Source organism: Rhodococcus sp. USK10, from assembly GCF_019378875.1.
Taxonomy (GTDB): Bacteria; Actinomycetota; Actinomycetes; order Mycobacteriales; family Mycobacteriaceae; genus Rhodococcus_F; species Rhodococcus_F pseudokoreensis.
In genome coordinates this window covers 7,258,297-7,276,090 of sequence record NZ_CP076048.1, presented here as the reverse complement: position 1 = coordinate 7,276,090, position 17,794 = coordinate 7,258,297, and the positions used below count along the sequence as shown (strand labels likewise).

20 protein-coding genes are annotated in these 17,794 nt (G+C 68.9%); 7 read left to right on the top strand and 13 right to left on the bottom strand.

Going from position 1 to position 17,794, the window contains the following annotated elements:
* Positions 1-83 precede the first annotated feature (83 nt).
* Positions 84-575, bottom strand: a complete 492-nt coding sequence (locus I1A62_RS40260) for a general stress protein (protein WP_015889781.1) — start codon at positions 573-575, stop codon at positions 84-86.
* Between the two features lie 67 nt (positions 576-642).
* The gene (locus I1A62_RS40255) at positions 643-1,605 is read right to left on the bottom strand and encodes a CoA ester lyase (RefSeq protein WP_087556406.1); all 963 of its coding nucleotides are present in this window, start codon (positions 1,603-1,605) and stop codon (positions 643-645) included.
* Between the two features lie 71 nt (positions 1,606-1,676).
* Here I1A62_RS40255 and I1A62_RS40250 point away from each other — a divergent pair, with 71 nt between their 5' ends.
* The 5 genes from I1A62_RS40250 (at position 1,677) to I1A62_RS40230 (ending at position 7,097) form a co-directional block, all read left to right on the top strand.
* Positions 1,677-2,948: a magnesium transporter MgtE N-terminal domain-containing protein gene (locus I1A62_RS40250; protein ID WP_087556407.1), complete on the top strand. Its 1,272-nt coding sequence runs from the start codon at positions 1,677-1,679 to the stop codon at positions 2,946-2,948.
* Entirely contained in the window at positions 2,945-3,466 is a 522-nt protein-coding gene (locus tag I1A62_RS40245) for a DUF1003 domain-containing protein (RefSeq protein WP_124392225.1), read from the top strand. Before I1A62_RS40250 ends, I1A62_RS40245 begins: the two co-directional genes overlap by 4 nt.
* 115 nt (positions 3,467-3,581) lie before the next feature.
* Entirely contained in the window at positions 3,582-4,766 is a 1,185-nt protein-coding gene (locus I1A62_RS40240) for a lytic transglycosylase domain-containing protein (protein ID WP_124392224.1), read from the top strand.
* Between the two features lie 292 nt (positions 4,767-5,058).
* Positions 5,059-5,937, top strand: coding sequence for a lytic transglycosylase domain-containing protein (locus I1A62_RS40235; protein ID WP_219457804.1), 879 nt, complete (start codon positions 5,059-5,061; stop codon positions 5,935-5,937).
* A gap of 23 nt (positions 5,938-5,960) precedes the next feature.
* A complete protein-coding gene (locus I1A62_RS40230; protein ID WP_072949613.1) occupies positions 5,961-7,097 on the top strand; it encodes an Mrp/NBP35 family ATP-binding protein in 1,137 nt (378 codons plus the stop codon).
* Here I1A62_RS40230 and tatB read toward each other — a convergent pair.
* The 4 genes from tatB to sigE all read right to left on the bottom strand — a co-directional run bounded on the left by tatB (position 7,094) and on the right by sigE (position 10,221).
* On the bottom strand, positions 7,094-7,525 hold the full coding sequence (tatB, locus tag I1A62_RS40225; protein WP_124392222.1) for a Sec-independent protein translocase protein TatB: 432 nt from the start codon (positions 7,523-7,525) through the stop codon (positions 7,094-7,096). The two genes, I1A62_RS40230 and tatB, sit on opposite strands and share 4 nt — an antisense overlap.
* A 69-nt stretch (positions 7,526-7,594) precedes the next feature.
* On the bottom strand, positions 7,595-9,115 hold the full coding sequence (locus I1A62_RS40220) for a trypsin-like peptidase domain-containing protein (RefSeq protein ID WP_124392221.1): 1,521 nt from the start codon (positions 9,113-9,115) through the stop codon (positions 7,595-7,597).
* A gap of 94 nt (positions 9,116-9,209) precedes the next feature.
* Positions 9,210-9,572, bottom strand: a complete 363-nt coding sequence (locus I1A62_RS40215; protein ID WP_015889772.1) for a DNA-directed RNA polymerase sigma-70 factor — start codon at positions 9,570-9,572, stop codon at positions 9,210-9,212.
* A 16-nt stretch (positions 9,573-9,588) separates the two neighbouring features.
* Entirely contained in the window at positions 9,589-10,221 is a 633-nt protein-coding gene (gene sigE / locus I1A62_RS40210) for an RNA polymerase sigma factor SigE (protein ID WP_219457802.1), read from the bottom strand.
* Between the two features lie 284 nt (positions 10,222-10,505).
* On the opposite strand from sigE, the gene I1A62_RS40205 reads away from it, so the two are divergent.
* Positions 10,506-11,144, top strand: a complete 639-nt coding sequence (locus I1A62_RS40205) for an O-methyltransferase (RefSeq protein WP_124392219.1) — start codon at positions 10,506-10,508, stop codon at positions 11,142-11,144.
* Between the two features lie 78 nt (positions 11,145-11,222).
* Here the strand turns inward: I1A62_RS40205 and glgC are convergent, their stop codons facing one another.
* The gene (gene glgC / locus I1A62_RS40200; protein WP_005239253.1) at positions 11,223-12,437 is read right to left on the bottom strand and encodes a glucose-1-phosphate adenylyltransferase; all 1,215 of its coding nucleotides are present in this window, start codon (positions 12,435-12,437) and stop codon (positions 11,223-11,225) included.
* Between the two features lie 121 nt (positions 12,438-12,558).
* On the opposite strand from glgC, the gene glgA reads away from it, so the two are divergent.
* Entirely contained in the window at positions 12,559-13,728 is a 1,170-nt protein-coding gene (glgA, locus tag I1A62_RS40195) for a glycogen synthase (RefSeq protein WP_219457800.1), read from the top strand.
* A gap of 3 nt (positions 13,729-13,731) precedes the next feature.
* Here glgA and I1A62_RS40190 read toward each other — a convergent pair whose 3' ends face one another.
* From I1A62_RS40190 to folP, 6 genes are all read right to left on the bottom strand, one after another.
* Entirely contained in the window at positions 13,732-14,574 is an 843-nt protein-coding gene (locus tag I1A62_RS40190; RefSeq protein ID WP_219457799.1) for a putative RNA methyltransferase, read from the bottom strand.
* Positions 14,575-14,664: 90 nt separating this feature from the next.
* Positions 14,665-14,832, bottom strand: coding sequence for a DUF3117 domain-containing protein (locus I1A62_RS40185; protein WP_003936084.1), 168 nt, complete (start codon positions 14,830-14,832; stop codon positions 14,665-14,667).
* A gap of 150 nt (positions 14,833-14,982) precedes the next feature.
* Entirely contained in the window at positions 14,983-15,555 is a 573-nt protein-coding gene (locus tag I1A62_RS40180; RefSeq protein WP_219457797.1) for a DNA-3-methyladenine glycosylase I, read from the bottom strand.
* A complete protein-coding gene (locus I1A62_RS40175) occupies positions 15,552-15,863 on the bottom strand; it encodes a DivIVA domain-containing protein (RefSeq protein ID WP_219457795.1) in 312 nt (103 codons plus the stop codon). Before I1A62_RS40175 ends, I1A62_RS40180 begins: the two co-directional genes overlap by 4 nt.
* Before the next feature lie 38 nt (positions 15,864-15,901).
* On the bottom strand, positions 15,902-16,861 hold the full coding sequence (locus I1A62_RS40170) for a glucosyl-3-phosphoglycerate synthase (RefSeq protein WP_015889763.1): 960 nt from the start codon (positions 16,859-16,861) through the stop codon (positions 15,902-15,904).
* Positions 16,858-17,757 carry a dihydropteroate synthase gene (gene folP / locus I1A62_RS40165; protein ID WP_124392213.1) on the bottom strand — a complete coding sequence of 300 codons (900 nt, stop codon included), beginning with the start codon at positions 17,755-17,757 and terminating at the stop codon, positions 16,858-16,860. Before folP ends, I1A62_RS40170 begins: the two co-directional genes overlap by 4 nt.
* Between the last annotated feature and the right edge of the window lie 37 nt (positions 17,758-17,794).

Here is a 17,794-nt window from a genome sequence, read left to right as displayed (position 1 = left end):
CCGGGTGAAATCGCGGCGAACGTCGCGAATAGGACGCAATCCGTGACCCGACCGCAACCCGCCGCTCGACGGGTAGGCGCCGATCAGAGCGCCAGCTTGGCCAGCATGTCCCTGGCCGTCTCCGCCGACTTCGGCTCGCACAGCACGTCGTACCGCCCGGCGACCAGCTGCATGGTCGACGCGAAGTCCCGGGTGCCCCGCGTCGCCGCGTACGGGATCGTCGTGGAGATCAGCCCGAAGATGATGCCGCCGACGATGCCGACGACGAGCGGCGCCAGGAAGCCGCCCGTGACGATGCCCAGCAGCAGACCGAAGAACACACCGAGCCACGCGCCCGAAACGATGCCCCCGCCAATCACTTTCGCCCAGGTGAGGCGGCCCAGCACCCGCTCCACCTGCATGAGGTTGACCCCCACGATGGTGACGTCCTCCACCGAGAATTCCTGATCGGAGAGGTAGTCGACGGCGCGCTGCGCCTCCGCATAGGTGGGATACGAACCGATGGGCCAGCCCGTGGGGGGTTCCGGCAGAGCCCCGCGCCGCGCCCCGTTGGACTGTCCGAGTGGATTCGTCATCGTCAGCTGGTCTCCTCGTGTGGTTACCGCAGGATCGGTCCTGTGAGAACCATTCTGCCTGCCGGGACTACTTCGCGTCGGGTCGCACGAACTCGGTGGTCCGTTTCATACCCGCGGCGCGCCCCTTGGCGGAGATCACGAGCGCCATCTTGCGACTCGCCTCGTCGATCATCTCGTCGCCGAGCATCACGGCACCGCGACCGCCGCCCGCCGCGGACGTGTGGAACTCGTACGCGTCCAGAATCAGTTCGGCCCGGTCGTAATCGTCCTGGCGGGGGCTGAACACGTCGTTCGCCGCCTCGATCTGGGTGGGATGCAGCACCCATTTGCCGTCGAAGCCGAGCGCGGCCGTGCGCTGCGCCGACCGCCGGAACGCTTCCACGTCGCGGATCTGGAGGTAGGGACCGTCGATGGCCTGCACCCCGTGCGCGCGGGCCGCCATCAGGATGGTCATCAGAATGTGGTGGTAGGCGTCGCCGCGGTCGTAGCCGTCCGGCTGCTCCCCGACGACCAGCGTGCGCATGTTGATGCTCGCCATGAAGTCGGCGGGACCGAACACCAGGGTCTGCACGCGCGGGCTGGCCGTCGCGATCGCGTTGATGTTGGTGAGCCCGATCGCGTTCTCGATCTGCGGTTCGATGCCGATCCGGCCGACCTCGAGCCCGTTCGCCTTCTCCACCTGGGTCAGCAGCAGGTCCAGGGCCTGAACATGGCTGGCGTCCGGCACTTTCGGCAGCAGGATCGCGTCGAGGTGGGCACCCGCCCGCCCCACGACCTCGACGACGTCGGCGTACGTCCACTCGGTGGTCCAGTCGTTGACCCGGACCACCTTGATCTGCTCGCCCCACCCGTCCTCGGCGAGCGCGTCTCCGATGGTGCCGCGGGCTTCCTGCTTGGCGAGCGGTGCCACCGCGTCCTCGAGATCGAGGAAGATCTCGTCGGCGGGCAGCCCCTTCGCCTTGTCGATCATCTTGCGGCTGCTGCCCGGAACGGCGAGAACAGATCGCCGTGGCCTGTAGACGGAACTCATGACGGACGATCCTCCACTTTCGCAGGTGTTCGATTCCCTGTATCTCTGTACAAGGATCTAGCCTGGCAATCATGGCAGCTGCGAACAAGGTTTTTGCAGCCAGGCTGGCCGGCCTGGTGGTGCTCGGCCCCGACGGGGAGTCGATCGGCCGCGTCCGGGACGTGGTGATCACCGCCCGCGTCGGCAGGCAGCAGCCGCGCGTGCTCGGGCTCGTCATCGAATTGTTCACGCGCAAACGCATCTTCGTTCCCATGCTCCGCGTCACCGCCATCGAACCCAGCTCGGTGACCCTCACAACGGGCAACGTCAGTCTCCGCCGGTTCCAGCAACGGCCCGGCGAGGTCCTGGCCCTCGCCCAGGTGGCGGATTCCCACGTGCGCGTGGACGACCCGGAACTCGAGGAACTGCGGGACGCCGACATCATCGTCGTCGACCTGGGCATCGAGCAGACCCGCACCCGGGACTGGGTGGTGTCGAAGGTCGCGGTGCGCGGGCACCGCGGCAGGCTCGGCCGTCGCGCCGCCATGCACGTCGTCGGGTGGCAGCACGTCCAGGGCCTCACCCAGACCGACCTGGCGATGCCCGGCCAGGGCGTCTCCGCCCTGCTCACCCAGTTCGAGGGGATGCGTGCCGCCGACGTCGCGAACGCGATGCGCCTCCTGCCGGAGAAGCGCCGCCACGAACTCGCCCTCGCACTCGACGACGAGCGCCTCGCCGACGTCGTCCAGGAACTGCCCGCCGACGACCAGACGGATCTGCTCATGCACCTCGAGGTGGAGCGGGCCGCCGACGTCCTCGAGGCCATGGACCCCGACGACGCCGCCGACCTCCTCGGTGAGCTTCCCGAAACCGAGGCCGAATCGCTGCTGCAGCTGATGGATCCGCAGGACTCCGAGCCGGTCCGCCGCCTGCTCGAGCACTCACCCGACACCGCGGGCGGTCTGATGACTCCGGAGCCGGTGGTCCTCACCGCGTCGACGACGGTCGCCGAGGCCCTGGCCCGCGCCCGGATCTCGGACGTCACTCCCGCCCTCGCGAGCATGGTGTTCGTCGTCCGCCCGCCGACCGCGACGCCGACCGGCCGCTACCTGGGATGCGTGCACCTGCAGAAACTGCTGCGCGAACCGCCCGCGAGCCTGGTCGGCGGACTGCTCGACACCGACATGCCGCGGCTCGCGCCCGAGGACTCCCTGACGTCGGTGACGCGTTATTTCGCGACCTACAACCTGGTGTGCGGGCCCGTCGTCGACGACGAGGATCACCTGATCGGCGCGGTCACCGTCGACGACGTCCTGGACCATCTCCTCCCCGAGGACTGGCGTGAAGAGGAGATCGACGTATGAGCGAGAAGTCCCCCAGCGCGGCTGCCCGGAGCCTGTCGGACCGACAGCGACTCGACACCCCGCGTGGCACCCGCCGCTTCCGGGTCACGTACGACGTGGAGGCCGTCGGCCGGGCCAGCGAGAACTTCGCCCGGTTCCTCGGCACGGGCCGCTACCTGATGATCCAGACGGTGATCGTGATCGTCTGGATCGTCATCAACGTCTTCGCCGTCGGCCTGCAGTGGGATCCGTACCCGTTCATCCTCCTCAACCTGGCGTTCTCCACCCAGGCGGCCTACGCCGCGCCGCTGATCCTGCTGGCGCAGAACCGCCAGGAGAACCGCGACCGCGTCTCCCTCGAGGAGGACCGCTCCCGCGCCGAGCAGACGAAGGCGGACACCGAGTTCCTCGCCAGGGAACTGGCCGCGCTGCGCATCGCGATCGGCGAGGTGGCCACCCGCGACTACCTGCGGCGCGAACTCGACGAGATCCGGACGCTGCTGGCCGACGAGGAAGACACGCGCACCCGTCGGAAATGACGCCGGCGAATCCCCCCAAACCCCGGCACGGCCAATCACGGATATGTAACGTCAGTCACATCTTCTCGGATGTATGCGGTGTGCACAGGCGAAGAGCACCGCAGGGGGTGATCGAGTGCGGATACGTGGACTGTTGACGGTGACTGCCCTGACCGTGGGCGCAGTTGCCACCCTCGGGTCCTCGACCGGCGGTTCCGCGATCAGCGGCGCAACCGTGAGCACCACCGCCTACTCGTCTGCCGGTGCGGCCACGGCCCTCGCGGCGTCGTCGGTCACGCCGGGAAGCACTCCCCCGGCCGCGTACCTCCCGCCCGCGGGAATCGTGGCGCCGACACCGCGGGTCGCGCGGTCGCAGCGGGCCGCGCCACCGCCGCCCGCCCCGGCTCCCGTCGTGACAAATCCCACATCTCCCGCATCTTCGGCGTCGCCGTCCGGCACCGGGCTCATCGCCGCACCGGTGATATTGAGCGCTCTGGGCATCCCGGAAATCGTGCTCAACGCGTACCGGTCCGCGGAACTCGAGATGATGGCGGAGTCCCCCAAGTGTGGTCTGCCGTGGCATCTGCTGGCCGGTATCGGCCGGATCGAATCGGGACACGCCGGCGGCGGCCGGACCGACTCGGTGGGCACCACGATCACCCCGATCCTGGGTCCGGTTCTCGACGGCAGGCTGGCGGGCAACGAGATCATCCGCGACACCGACCGCGGCGCCACGGACGGCGACCCCGGGCACGATCGCGCCGTCGGGCCGATGCAGTTCATTCCGTCCACGTGGGCCAAGTACGCGTCGGACGGCAACGCCGACGGCGTGGCCGATCCCAATAACGTGTTCGACGCGACGCTGGCGGCCGCCCGGTACCTCTGCTCGGGCGGTCTCGACCTCCGCGACCCGCTCCAGGAGACCCGCGCGGTCCTGCGCTACAACAACTCGGCCGCCTACGCCGCCAACGTCATCACCTGGTCGAACGCGTACAGGAACGGGGGAACGCCGACGCCGAGCCAGTTGTCGGAGTCGGCCTCGCCGTCGCCCGGACGGGTCGCCGACGCCGCCGCGGCCGGATCGGACCTCCCCCGCGATCTCGCGACCACCCCGCAACCGTCGACGGACGGTGCCGCCGCCCCCACGACGCCCGCTCCGGCCCCGCCGATTCCCGGACTCCCGCCGCTGCCGCAACTGCCCTGTCTTCTCTTCTGCCCGCCCGCCGATCCGTCGGCTCCGGCGGCCGCCGTGCCCGACCCGGGCGCCCCCGCTCCGGTCGCGCCCCCGGCCACCGCTCCGGCTGTCACCGCTCCCCGGTAATCACCCCCGCCTCCGCCGCGCGCTCTGCCATCTCGCAGGGCGCGCGGCGGACGTGCGCCGGTCGCTCCTCGCGTTCGGGCGACCGGCCCCGCTTCGACATCACGCCCACACGACGTCCTGGCGTGACCTCGCCGTGTTGGTTACCCTCGCTCACGTGCGCTGCGAGTAACGGAACCCTCCGACACAAGTCCGTTAGATCACAGTTAAATAACGGAAAGATATCGAATCAGGTAGCCTCGATCCGGTCAGTTGAACGGAACACCCCAAGACGGGGGTCGCAGGAGGCAATCGAGTGGGTCGGCACAACAAGAAGACGGATTCCCATATCCGCCGCAATTCGGTCATCGCGCTTACCGGACTCGTCCCCATCGGACTGATCACCGCAGCCAACACGGCCGGAGCCGCACCCAAGGTCCCGTTCCTGTCCACGAGTTCCTCGTCGGAGGTCGCCGACGTCGCCCAGGAGGCGACCGATACCGCGTCCGAGGCCGCAGAAGCCGTCACCCCCGTGGCCGAGACCGCCGCCGAGTCCGCACCCGCGGTCGAGGCAGCACCCGCTGCGCCGGCACTCGCACCCGTCCAGGCCACCCCGCCCCTCCCGACGAGCATCGCGCAGGGCGCACTCGGCATCCCCGCCGTCAACGTCGCGGCCTACCAGAACGCCGAACGCATCCTCGCGGTCGAGCAACCGGGTTGCGGCATGTACTGGACGCTCATCGCCGGAATCGGCCGCGTCGAGTCCACCCACGCCTACGACGGCAAGACCGACGACAAGGGCAACATGCTCAACCCCGTCCTCGGCCCGGTCCTCGACGGCAGCCTCGGCGGCAACGCCGTCATCCGCGACACCGACGGCGGCAAGCTGGACGGCAACACCACCTACGACCGCGCCGTCGGCCCCACCCAGTTCCTGCCCGAGACCTGGAACCGCTACGCGGGCGACGGCAACGGCGACGGCGTCGCCGACCCGCAGAACGTCTTCGACTCCGCACTGACCACCGGAAAGTACCTGTGCGACGGCGGATTGAACGTCAAGGATCCGATCCAGGCGGCCCAGGCCGTGCACCGGTACAACAACTCCGCCGCCTACGTGGCCAACGTCCTCGCATGGTCTGCCGGCTACTCCAGCGGAATCATCCCGGCGGCCGCGGACCTGCCGCGCATCCACTGAGCGCGCATCCTTACCATTGAGTCATGCCAGTCCTGAGCGAGTCCGCTGTACGTAGCGCCCTGGCGCGCGTCCAGGATCCCGAGATCCGGAAACCGATCACCGAACTCGGGATGGTCAAGAGCATCGACATCGCGGCCGACGACAGTGTCGACATCGCGATCTACCTGACCACCGCGGGCTGTCCGATGCGGACCGAGATCAGCGACCGCGTCACCAAGGCCGTGGCGGACGTCCCCGGCGTCGGTGCGATCCGCGTCGAACTCGACGTGATGAGCGACGAGCAGCGCACCGAACTCCGCAAGTCGCTGCGCGGCGACTCGGCCGAGCCCGTCATCCCGTTCGCGCAGCCCGGTTCGCTCACCCGCGTCTACGCGGTCGCGTCCGGCAAGGGCGGCGTCGGCAAGTCCAGCGTCACGGTCAACCTGGCCGCCGCACTGGCCGCCCGCGGACTGTCGGTGGGCGTGCTCGACGCCGACATCTACGGACATTCCGTTCCCCGCATGCTCGGCACCGACGCCAAGCCCACGCAGGTCGAGCGCATGATCATGCCGCCCGTCGCGCACGACGTGAAGATGATCTCCATCGCCCAGTTCACCCAGGGCAACACCCCGGTCGTGTGGCGAGGACCGATGCTGCACCGCGCGCTGCAGCAGTTCCTCGCCGACGTCTTCTGGGGCGACCTCGACGTTCTCCTGCTCGATCTGCCGCCCGGAACCGGCGACGTCGCCATCTCCGTCGCGCAACTGATCCCCGGTGCGGAGATCCTCGTCGTCACCACCCCGCAGCAGGCCGCGGCCGAGGTCGCCGAGCGCGCCGGTGCCATCGCCCTGCAGACCCGTCAGCGCATCGTCGGCGTCGTCGAGAACATGTCCTGGATGGATATGCCCGACGGCAGCCGGATGGACATCTTCGGTTCCGGCGGCGGTCAGGCCGTCGCCGACCGCCTCACGAAGGCCGTGGGCGCGAAGGTGCCGCTGCTGGGACAGATCCCGCTCGAGCAGGCGGTCCGGGAAGGCGGCGACGGCGGAGTTCCCATCGTCCTCGGCCAGCCGGATTCACCGGCCGCGACGGCACTCCGCGACATCGCCGACAAGTTGGCCGTCCGCAAGCGTGGGCTCGCCGGAATGTCGCTGGGGATCGACACCACCCGGCACCTCTAGGTGGCGTCGAGGTCGATCGGGGGGCGCTCGCCCGCCGCGAGCGGCTTGTTCTGCGGAGCGGTGGGCGCCGACGGATCGGCGCTGACGGCCTTCGTTCCCGGGTTCGACTTGTCGAACGACACCGAACTCGGCTTGTCGAAGTTGCCGGTGAGAATCGAATCGTCACCGTCGAGAAGGTGTTTGGTGATGACGGCACGCGGCGTCATTCCGCGGAGCTGATTGAGGTCCGCCAGCGGTTTGCGGAGATCCTCGAACTCCGGACCGAGTTCGTCCTTGAGTTGCTGGCTCGCGCCGCTCGCATACTCGCGGACCTGCCTCAGTGATTTCGTAACCCAGCTGATCGCACCCGGAAGCCGCTCGGGTCCCAAGATGACCAGAGCCGCGACGAGGAGGACCATGAACTCGCCCCAACCAATGTTGCCGAACACGTGGTCAGCCTACTGTGCGGTGTGGATGCATGCCCAGGTGGCGGAGCGATTTCACAGCAACCTCTCGAGTCAGTCGGAGGCCGGGGTCACGTCGACATCGACGAGCCGGCCCTCGCGGATCAGCTGAACCCGGACGGGCTCACCGATCTTCTGCAGATTGACAGCGACGACCAACTCGTCGGCGCTCGTGACCGTGCGGTCGCCGACCTTGACGATGACGTCGTTCTCGACGATGCCCGCCCGCGCGGCCGGGCTGTCCGAGCGGACGTTGGCAACCTGGGCTCCGCTGGTGTTGTCGTTGACGACGGTGCGGGCGTTGACGCCGATGTCCGGGTGATGCATCTGCCCGTCCCGGATGAGCGTCTGAGCGACGGTGGTGACGTCGTCGATGGGAATCGCGAAGCCGAGGCCCACCGAGCCACCGGATTCGCTGAGCATGGCGGTGTTGATGCCGATCACCCGGCCCGTGTCGTCGACGAGCGCGCCGCCCGAGTTGCCGTGATTGATGGCGGCGTCCGTCTGGACGGCGTCGATGACGGCGTTCGTGTCGGAGCCCTCGCCGGACAGTCGCATCGGGCGGTGCAGGGCACTCACGATGCCGCGGGTGACGGTCTTGCTGAGTCCGAGGGGCGACCCTACGGCGACGACGTCCTCACCGACCTGTACGTCCCCGGACCTGCCGAGTTCCGCGACCGTCAGATTGTCGGCGGAGACCTTGAGCACGGCCAGGTCGGTCTTGATGTCGCGACCGACGATCTGGGCGTCGGCCTTGGTTCCGTCGGAGAAGATCACCTGAATTTTGCCGCCGTCGGGGGCGGTGGCGGCGGCGGAGATGACGTGATTGTTGGTGACGATGTAGCCGGCGCCGTCGATGACGACACCCGAACCGGTGCTGCCCTGGTCGCCGACCGCCACCTGGATGGACACGACGGAGGGCAGGACGGCGTCCGCGACCTGCGCGACGGGCGACTGGCCGAGGTCCTCGTCGCCGCCCTGGACGAGGGTGACGCTGTCGCTGGTGAGCGAGCTGCGATCGGCGGTGATCACCGCGGCGAGCAGGCCACCGACCAGACCGATCGCGAGCGCTATTCCGCCCAGCGCGGCGAGCGCCTTCGGCGCCACCTTGCCGCCGAACAGGACCTCTCGGGCGCTGAGGGCGGGGGCGGGCGGCCGCGAGTGGTCCGTGGCGTGCAACGCCGGGGATCCGAGTTCGACGCCCGCTGCGGGGTCGCGCCACGGGTCGGCGGGCGGGGCCTCGACTGCCGGGGCGGTGGTCTTGCGGTGGGGATCGCGCTGAATGGTGTCGACCTCGCCGTCCGGGCGGCCGAACGCCTCCGCCAGCACGGGGTCAGGGGCACCGACCTTCATCGGGGGTTCGCTCTCACGCCGGGCATCCGACGGAGCGAAGGAACCGGTGACGCCACCCGGTCGGCCGAACGCGCGGCTGGACGCCGCATCGATCTGCGGCCGGTAGACAGGTCTCGGATCGAGCCGTGGGGCGTCCGCCGGACGCAGCGTGCCCGACTCGTCCGCCACGGGACCGTCGGGCGCCGTCGCATCGGAACCCGGAGTCTTGTAATCCGCCGTCACGCTGTCGTGTCCCCCTCGTGTGCGTCAGTCACGCGCCCCAGTATCACCGATGCCCCGCCGGGCGCGGACACCGCCGTCGTCGGTCCGGCTGCGCTCAACGGCGCCAGCGCCGGGACCAGATCCGGCTGGTGATCGAGTACTCGCTCGTGACCGGCGAATCCGGGGTGTGGGAGTCGAACGGAGACTTGTCGGCGGGATCGCCCTGGTTGCAGCTGGGGATCTGGCTCAGCAGACCCAGCAGACCCGAGGGCATCGCGACGTCACCGCTGCGACGCAGAGCACGCCGCGCCTGCTGCTGGGAGTCGACCTCGAACGCACACTCGGCGCAGATCGACAGGTGGTGCGCGGCGCGCAGATAAGCGGACATGCGGAGTTCACCGTCGACGAAGGCGGCGATCGCCTCACTCGCCAAGTGTTCGGTGGAGCCAAACTGGCGAGGTACACGCCCCTGCGTCATTCGTCCCTCCTGGTAACTACCCGACGCCGATCTGATCGGAGTCAACCTTTCCGTTCACAGCCAGATGCTCACGCAGAGCCTGCCTGCCGCGGTGGATGCGGCTGCGCACGGTTCCGAGCTTCACACCCAGTGTGGCACCGATCTCCTCGTAGGACAGTCCTTCGATGTCACACAGCACGACCGCGGCGCGGAACTCCGGGGCCAGCGAATCGAGCGCTGCCTGCAGATCGGCGTCCAGGCGGGCGTCGTGGTAGATCTCCTCGGGGTTCGGCCCGTCGGCCGGGACCCGATCGTAGTCCTCGGGGAGCGCTTCCATGCGGATGCGGTTCCGGCGGCGGACCATGTCGAGGAAGAGGTTGGTGGTGATGCGGTGCAGCCAGCCCTCGAACGTGCCGGGCTGGTAGTCGGACAGGGACCGGAACACCCGGATGAATGTGTCCTGGGTGAGGTCCTCGGCGTCCTGCGCGTCGCCCGACAGCCGGTAGGCCAGTCGGTAGACGCGGTCGCCGTGCTCGCGGACGAGTTCGTCCCACGACGGCATGGCGGACTTCTCGCCTGTGGCATCGAACACAGCGGTGCCCGTCAGCTCGGCGTCCGACAGCTGCTCGTCGGTGTTTCTCTCGTGTGGAGCCATCGTGTTTTTGCTCATCGAGTTAAGTGGATCCTCCTACTCAGGACCGCAGATCACTGGACGTGGTATAGGCGTCAACTCCCGGGAGCCGGGATTTGTTCCCGGGCTCTCGGACTTGTCCTCCGTCGTCGTGATCTCCCCGCCGGGCGGTCTTCGGATCTGGCGTTGGGCTTACTCTTTCCCACCCCGATATGTGTGTGGTGTGAGCAAGCTGAGGTATTCCTGAGAATCGCGCAGGGCCGGGTCACAGCATTGTTGTCGAGCGCGCCTCGCAGCGGCGATGACGAGACCCCGATAGCCTCATGTGCGTGCAGACAAACGCCGAACGGATACTCACCCACGCAGAAGGGGCTGTCCGTGAAGACGAGGCCCTCGGTGCGGCCAGGGAGCGGGCGGACGACCTCGGTGCCGAACCGGTACCTCCCGCGGTCGGTGCTGCGCTCGCCCTGTTTGCCCGCATGCTGGACGCCAAGACGGTCGTCGAGGTCGGCACCGGCGCGGGTGTGAGCAGCCTGTGGCTGCTCCGGGGCATGCGCGAGGACGGCGTCCTCACCACCATCGACAGTGAACCCGAGCATCAGCGGGCCGCCAAGCTGTCGTTCCGGACCAACGACATCGCACCCGCGCGGACGAGGCTGATCAACGGCCGGGCGCTCGACGTCCTGCCGCGACTCGCCGACAGCGCGTACGACCTGGTGTTCGTCGACTGTGCACCGGTCGACCACCCGCACTACGTCCGCGAAGGGGTTCGGCTGCTGCGCCCGGGCGGCGCGATCGTGCTGCACAACGCGCTGAACGGCGGCCGGGTCGTCGACCCGAGCCAGCGGGACGCCGCGACCGTCGCCGTCCGCGAGGCCACCAAGGCGCTCGCGGAGGACGACAAGCTGATCCGGGTGCTGCTGCCGATCGGCGACGGCCTACTCTGCGCATCCAAGCTCTAAGGGGCGTCCAAGCTCTGAGAGGCATCCCAGCTCACAAAGGCGCCCAGCCCCGAGAGCCCCGTTTCCGGGGCCCTCCCGCTAGATCCAGACGCCCTTGCCGATGGCCACGACTCCGCCGTTGCTCACGGCGAAGCGCTGCTTGTCGCGCTCGAGGTCGACGCCGATGATCTCCCCGTCGCCGACGACCACGTTCTTGTCGAGGATCGCGCGGCGCACGACGGCACCCTTGCCGATGCGCACACCCGGCATGAGGACGCTGCCCTCCACGGTTGCGCCGCTGTCGACCATCACGTTGGAGCTGAGCACGGAGTTGCGCACCGTGGCCGCCGACAGGATGCACCCGGCCCCGACCACGGACTCCTGCGCGAGGCCGCCCTGCACGAACTTGGCGGGCGCGAGGTTCTCCGTCTCGCCGCGGATCGGCCAGCGCCGGTTGTAGAGGTTGAAGATGGGGTGGACCGACACGAGATCCATGTGGGCGTCGTAGAACGCGTCGAGCGTTCCCACGTCCCGCCAGTAGCCCCGGTCGCGGTCGGTGGCGCCGGGGACGATGTTGTCCTTGAAGTCGTACACGGACGCTTCGCCCGCCTCGACGAGCGCGGGGATGATGTCGCCGCCCATGTCGTGGTCGGAATCGGAGTTCTCGGAGTCGGCCCGGATGGCGTCGACGAGCACCTTGGTGGTGAACACGTAGTTACCCATCGACGCGAACGTCATGTTGGGGTCGTCCGGGGTCCCTGGCGGATGCGCCGGCTTCTCGAGGAACTGCACGATGCGGCCCGACTCGTCGCTGTCGATACAGCCGAACGCGAACGCCTCACTGCGCGGCACCCGGATCCCGGCCACCGTCACTCCGGCGCCCGACTCGATGTGGTGCTGCACCATCTGCTCCGGGTCCATCCGGTACACGTGGTCGGCGCCGAACACGACGATGTACTCGGGGTCCTCGTCGTAGACGAGGTTCAGCGACTGCAGGATCGCGTCCGCGCTGCCGGTGTACCAGCGCGGGCCCAGACGTTGCTGCGCGGGAACGGGAGTGATGTATTCCCCCGCGAACCCGGACAGTCGCCACGTCTGCGAGATGTGGCGGTCCAACGAGTGCGACTTGTACTGCGTCAGAACACACAGGCGGAGGTATCCCGCATTGACCAAATTGCTGAGCACGAAATCGATCAACCGGTAGGCGCCTCCGAAAGGCACAGCGGGCTTCGCCCGATCCGCGGTGAGCGGATAGAGACGTTTGCCCTCGCCGCCGGCGAGCACGATTCCAAGCACATGTGGCTGGCTCCTCACCCTGTCAACCTATCGGGCGACCACTCCCCCCGCCAGCGAAGCGCCGACTCACAATTTCTCCGATACCCGAATGTGTCCGAGAGCGGTGGCCCGAAGCGGCCCGGACGGTTACGTTAGGCCGGTGCGGGTGGCGATGATGACCAAGGAATATCCACCGGAGATCTATGGCGGTGCGGGTGTACACGTCACCGAACTGGTTGCTCAGTTGAAGCAGCTGTGCGAGGTGGACGTGCACTGTATGGGCGCTCCGCGCGTCGGGGCGGTCGTGCACACCCCCGATCCCGCGCTGGCCGGGGCCAATCCGGCGCTCGCGACGCTGTCCGCCGAACTGCGTATGGCGGACGCCGCGACGGGCGCCGACGTCGTGCACTCGCACACCTGGTACACCGGCCTCGCCGGCCATCTGGCGTCCGCGCTGTACGACGTGCCGCACATCCTCACCGCCCACTCCCTCGAGCCGCGCAGGCCGTGGAAGGCGGAGCAGCTGGGCGGCGGCTACCGCATCTCGTCGTGGTCCGAGCGCAACGCGGTGGAGCACGCGGACGCGGTGATCGCCGTGAGCGCCGGCATGCGACTCGACGTCCTCGACGCGTATCCGTTCGTCGACCCGCACCGGGTCCACGTGGTGCGCAACGGGATCGACACGTCCGTCTGGCACGCGGGACCGGCAGGTCACGGGCAGTCCGCGCTGACGAAGATCGGCGTCGACCCGGACCAGCCAATGGTGGCGTTCGTCGGCCGCATCACACGGCAGAAGGGCGTCGGTCATCTGATCGCCGCAGCACACCACTTCGCGCCCGAGATCCAGTTGGTGCTGTGCGCAGGCGCCCCCGACACCCCGGAGATCGCCGCCGAGACCGAGCAGGCCGTCGCCGCCCTCGCGGCGCACCGCGGCAACGTGTTCTGGGTGCGCGAAATGCTCCCCACCGAACAGGTGCGGGAAATCCTGTCGGCCGCAACCGTCTTCGTGTGCCCGTCCGTGTACGAGCCGCTGGGGATCGTGAACCTCGAGGCCATGGCCTGCGAGACCGCGGTCGTCGCGTCGGACGTCGGCGGCATCCCGGAGGTGGTGGAGGACGGGGTCACCGGCCGTCTGGTGCACTACAACTCGTACGAGCCGGAGGCGTTCGAGCAGGCGCTGGCCGAGTCGGTCAACGCGATCGCCTCCGACGTCGGCACCGCCGAGTCCATGGGCAAGGCCGGGCGGGCGCGGGCGATCGCCGAGTTCTCCTGGGCGGCCATCGCGCAGCAGACCCTCGACGTCTACCAGGACGCGCTGTCGCGCCGCTGACGCTCAGAGTCGGGTGTAGGTGGACACCGTCACCGACGCCGTCACCGGATACTCCTGCGGCAGCGCCGCGATCGAGGAGGCGAGCCGCTCGGGTGTCAGGTGCCGCGCCGACGGCCCCATCCCCACCAGGCGGGTCACGTCGAGGTGCGACAACGACATCGGGTACTCCACCGCCACGTGGCCGGTGCGCTCGAACCGCCCGGACATCGCGGCCCCCAGCCGCTCGACCTTTCGGTCGTCCACCCGGACCATGCCGAGCAGGTCCACGAGTTCCCCCAGGTGCCGCTCCGTGGGCGTGAGGACCACCAGGGATCCGTGCTCGGCCAGCACCCGGTGCGCCTCGTCGGCGTTGCGGGGCGCGAACACGCACAGGACATGGCTGAGGACGTGGTCACGCACCGGAAGGTGTTGCCACACGTCGGCAACCACCGCCCCGGCACGCGGGTGGGCCCTGGCGATGCGACGGGCCGCGTACTTGGACACGTCCAGCCCGATTCCCCGGCCGGTCGGGGTGGCGTCGAGGACGCGCGCCAGATAGTGGCCTGTGCCCGCGCCGATCTCGAGGAGCCGGGGGTCGTCGCCGGCCCCGGTGCCCGCCACCACGGCGTCGGCGACGGCGTCCATCAGCGGGTCGAAGCTGCCGCCGCCGAGGAAGTCCGCACGTGCGGCGATCATTTCGGGGCTGTCGCCGTCGAACTTGCCGCCTGCCCCGGTCATCAGGGTGACGTAGCCCTGCCGCGCCACGTCGAAGGTGTGCCCTGCGTCGCACAGGATCGCGCCTTCGTCGAGTTCCACCGGCGACCGGCACTGTGGGCAGGCCAGCAGGTCGGTCACATCGGCCAGCACGAACGTTCGCCTCCCTGTTCCGGACACGGAACAGGCCCCGCACCGAGAACGGCGACGGGGCCTGCCCTGTGAGGTTCTCTCCGCACTCGACTAACTGGTGACGCCCTTGAGCTCTTCACCGAGTGCGGCAGCTTCCTCCGGGGTGAGCTCGACAACCAGACGTCCACCACCCTCGAGCGGAACCCGCATGACGATTCCTCGTCCCTCTTTGGTTGCTTCGAGGGGACCGTCCCCGGTCCGGGGCTTCATGGCCGCCATCCTCTGCTCCCTCCAGATCTGCGCTGCCTGCTTGCGCCTCGACAAATTTTGGCACCCCGCCAACACTCGGCGAGGCTTGTGACATCCATTCTTCCCTATGGACACGAGTACCGGGAACCTGAGTCACGAATACGCAGGTTCACCGGCAATTCAGGCAGTGATCGGGACCCAGCAGGCGGCGACGTGGTCGTCCACCATCCCGGTGGCCTGCATGAGTGCATAAGCGGTGGTGGGACCCACAAACTTGAACCCTCGCCGCTTCAATTCCTTCGCCATCGCGGTGGACTCGGGTGTGACGGCCGGGACGTCGTTCACGGTGGCCGGACGGCTCGGGCGCGGCGGCGGGGCGAACGACCACAGCAGCGTGTCCAGGTCGGTGTCCGACAACTCCAGCAGGGCCCGGGCGTTGCTCACCGACGCCTCGATCTTGGCCCGGTTCCGGACGATCGACGCGTCCCCGAGCAGCCGCTCCACGTCCCGTTCCGTGTACCTTGCGACCGCCTCCGGATCGAAGCCGGCGAACGCGGCCCGGAAGGCCTCGCGCTTGCGGAGAATCGTGATCCACGACAGTCCGGACTGGAACGCTTCGAGGCACAGCCGTTCGTACAATTCGTCGCGGCCGTGCAGCGGACGACCCCACTCGAGGTCGTGGTAGTCGCGGTACAGGCTGGACCCGTCCGTGTCGACCGCCCACGCGCACCGCACCCTGTCCTCGGCGCTCACGACGCGTCACCCGGATGGTCGGACGCGGCCTCGACGGCAGCCAACTGCTCACGCAGCGAATCGATTTCACCACCCAGCCGGGCCAGCGCCCAGTCGACCTCACTCGCCTTGTACCCCCGCACCGTTTGCTGGAATCGCAACGCCTCCACGTCGGCGCCCGTCACACCGTCGGCGGGCAGAGCCGTGAGTGTGGTGCCGGGCGGCAGGGGCGCGAGTTCCTCGGAACGGCCGAACACAGCACTGGCGGCGAGGAACAGCATCGCGCCGACGAACGCCATGACGAGCAGATAGAGCAGGGCTGTCACCATGCTCCGATCCTGTCACGGACGTCCGACAGCCTCCCGCCTCAGGGGCACACCGTGTTCATCGGCGGACGATCGGCCAGCGCGACGTCCGTCGTCGTCGGCACGAAGGAGTCGCCGTCCACCAGGAACTGGGTCAGACCCGCCCCCGAGTCGGGCACCCCGCAGCGCCGCATCATCGTGCCGATGATCTGCCTGCTCATCACCCCGAGTTCGGACAGCGGGCGGTTCCGGTGCTTGCGCACCCCCAGATTGACCTGGCCGATCGCACCGAGACCGAGACGGTCGTACGTGTCGAGCAGCAACCCGATCTCGACGCCGTACCCGGGGGCGAACGGAACCGCCGACAGCAACTCCCGGGTGCCGGCGTACTCGCCGCCCAGCGGCTGCAGCACACACGTCAGCTCCGGTCGCAGCGACGCCAGCATCGGGCGTGCCACGAGTTCGGTCACCCGGCCGCCGCCGTTGGCGTCCTCCGTCCCGCTGAGCCGGAGCGGACGCCGGTAGTAGCCCTTCACCAGATGGATGCCGTCGGCCGTCAGCAGCGGTCCGAGGAGCTTCGGGACGAACGCCGGGTCCGGGTTGATGAGATCGGAGTCGACGAAGGCGATGAGATCGCCGGTGCTCGCGGCGACGGAACGCCACAGCACCTCCCCCTTGCCCGCGACGGGCGGGAAGGCGGGTACCGCCTCCTCCCGGCTGATCACCGTGGCGCCCGCCGCGCGTGCGCGTTCCGCCGTCAGATCCGTCGATCCGGAATCGAGCACGATCAACTCGTCCACCAGACCGCCCAGCAGCGGGTGGATCGTGTCCACGACCGCGGCGACGGTCTCCTCCTCGTTGAGCGCGGGCAGGACCACCGACACGGTGCGCCCCGCCTTCGCCCGCTCGAGTTCGGCGATGCTCCACGACGGCTGGTCCCAGCTGTTCGCCTCGGCCCAGGAACGCGGGGCGCGCTCCTCCGCCAACATCGTGCGGGCCGCCCGGGCCCCCACGGCACTCATGCCAGCCCCCGCACGGTGCGGGACGGGGCGCGTCGGCCCTGAATCGCGGCCACCATGTCCACCACTCGACGCGTGGGGGCAACTTCGTGGACACGGAAGACTCGGGCGCCTCCTGCGGCGGCCATAGCTGTCGCTGCCAATGTTCCCTCCAACCGCTCGACGAGATCTACCCCTAGAGTCTCCCCGACGAAGTCCTTGTTGCTCAGCGCCATGAGCACTGGCCACCCCGTATTTACAAGATCTTCCACTCGCCGCAACAACTCGAGCCCGTGATAGGTGTTTTTCCCGAAATCGTGAGTCGGATCGATGAGGATCGAGTCGGCGGGCACACCCAGCCGGGCCGCGTTCTCGGCGGCCGACACCACTTCCTCGAGGACGTCCGCGACGACGTCGGTGTAGCGGACGCGGAACGGCCGGGTCCGTGGGACCGCTCCCCCGGTGTGCGAACAGACGATGCCGGCACCCGTCTCCGCGGCCACCTCGACGAGCGCCGGGTCGGCGCCTGCCCACGTGTCGTTGATCAGGTCGGCGCCCTCGGCGACGGCCAGCCTGGCCACGTCGCTGCGCCAGGTGTCGATGCTGACGAGCAACTCGGGATAGCGTCCGCGGATCGCGGCGACGAACGGCACCACCCGCCGGATCTCCTCCGCCGAGTCGACGACGTCGCCGGGCCCGGCCTTCACGCCGCCGATGTCGACGAGGTCGGCGCCCTCGTCCACGGCCCGCTCGACAGCCGACATCGCCGCGGAGTCGGTGAACGTGGCACCGCGGTCGTAGAACGAATCGGGCGTCCGGTTCACGATGGCCATCACCAGCGCACGATCGACCGCCACGGGCCGCCCGCACAGCGTGGGCGACGGACGGTCGGGCGCGGGCGGTACGTCTCTCTCGGCCATGCCACCAATATTGGCACGCAGCGAAATCGCGCCTGCG

Excerpts from the sequence above, each read along its gene's own strand:
- I1A62_RS40185 (WP_003936084.1), bottom strand. The coding sequence starts at position 14,832 with ATGGCGGCCATGAAGCCCCGGACCGGGGACGGTCCCCTCGAAGCAACC.
- I1A62_RS40245 (WP_124392225.1), top strand. The coding sequence starts at position 2,945 with ATGAGCGAGAAGTCCCCCAGCGCGGCTGCCCGGAGCCTGTCGGACCGA.
- I1A62_RS40175 (WP_219457795.1), bottom strand. The coding sequence starts at position 15,863 with ATGGTGACAGCCCTGCTCTATCTGCTCGTCATGGCGTTCGTCGGCGCG.
- I1A62_RS40170 (WP_015889763.1), bottom strand. The coding sequence starts at position 16,861 with ATGAGTGCCGTGGGGGCCCGGGCGGCCCGCACGATGTTGGCGGAGGAG.
- I1A62_RS40250 (WP_087556407.1), top strand. The coding sequence starts at position 1,677 with ATGGCAGCTGCGAACAAGGTTTTTGCAGCCAGGCTGGCCGGCCTGGTG.
- I1A62_RS40215 (WP_015889772.1), bottom strand. The coding sequence starts at position 9,572 with ATGACGCAGGGGCGTGTACCTCGCCAGTTTGGCTCCACCGAACACTTG.
- I1A62_RS40260 (WP_015889781.1), bottom strand. The coding sequence starts at position 575 with ATGACGAATCCACTCGGACAGTCCAACGGGGCGCGGCGCGGGGCTCTG.
- I1A62_RS40255 (WP_087556406.1), bottom strand. The coding sequence starts at position 1,605 with ATGAGTTCCGTCTACAGGCCACGGCGATCTGTTCTCGCCGTTCCGGGC.
- I1A62_RS40230 (WP_072949613.1), top strand. The coding sequence starts at position 5,961 with ATGCCAGTCCTGAGCGAGTCCGCTGTACGTAGCGCCCTGGCGCGCGTC.
- I1A62_RS40205 (WP_124392219.1), top strand. The coding sequence starts at position 10,506 with ATGTGCGTGCAGACAAACGCCGAACGGATACTCACCCACGCAGAAGGG.
- sigE (WP_219457802.1), bottom strand. The coding sequence starts at position 10,221 with ATGAGCAAAAACACGATGGCTCCACACGAGAGAAACACCGACGAGCAG.
- folP (WP_124392213.1), bottom strand. The coding sequence starts at position 17,757 with ATGGCCGAGAGAGACGTACCGCCCGCGCCCGACCGTCCGTCGCCCACG.